The following is a 746-nucleotide window of genomic DNA, read 5'->3' as shown; positions in this document are numbered from 1 at the left end:
GGTGAGAATGGCGGCAATGACGATCGCCCAACTGTCTCAATCACAGAGACGGTATCTGTGAGCGAAGGTGATGACGCAGTCTTTACCGTGAGCCTATCACAAGCGGCGGATACCGATGTGACGGTGAACCTTGCAAGCCAGACTGGCTCAGCAAGCAGCGACGACTTCGGTGCTATGGTAGTGACCACCTCTGATGGCACAGTGGTCAATCCAAATACAGATGGCAGCTACACCATCCCAGCGGGTGAAACGAACCTGACGGTGACCATTCCAACCACGGACGACACCGTATTCGAAGGTAACGAAGACTTTACTGTGACGGCGACGGCTGGCGACGGCACAGTGGGCAGCGATACTGGCACGGCGACCATCAGTGATGGTGGTGAGAATGGCGGCAATGACGATCGCCCAACTGTCTCAATTACTGAAACTGTATCTGTCAGCGAAGGTGATGACGCGGTCTTTACCGTGAGCTTGTCACAAGCGGCGGATACCGATGTGACGGTGAACCTTGCAAGCCAGACTGGCTCAGCAAGCAGCGACGACTTTGGCACTATGGTGGTGACTACCGCTGATGGCACGGTTGTGAATCCAAACACTGATGGCAGCTACACCATCCCAGCAGGTCAAACGAACCTAACAGTCACTATCCCAACGACTAACGATATGGTCTTTGAAGGTAATGAAGACTTCACGGTTACCGCAACTGCCGGCGACGGCACCGTGGGCAGTGATACCGGCACCGC

Annotated in this window: 1 protein-coding gene; it reads left to right on the top strand. The window is 55.0% G+C overall.

Annotated features, from left to right (window positions below; genetic code table 11):
* Positions 1–746: Calx-beta domain-containing protein (locus ACQEXS_RS22485; protein WP_427015276.1), on the top strand; the 746-nt coding region annotated here is incomplete at both ends.

The sequence above is a fragment of the Vibrio sp. TRT 17S01 genome (genome assembly GCF_050113695.1).
GTDB lineage: Bacteria > Pseudomonadota > Gammaproteobacteria > Enterobacterales > Vibrionaceae > Vibrio.
The sequence above is the reverse complement of the archived record's forward strand: the minus strand, read 5'-3'. Positions and strand labels throughout refer to the sequence as shown.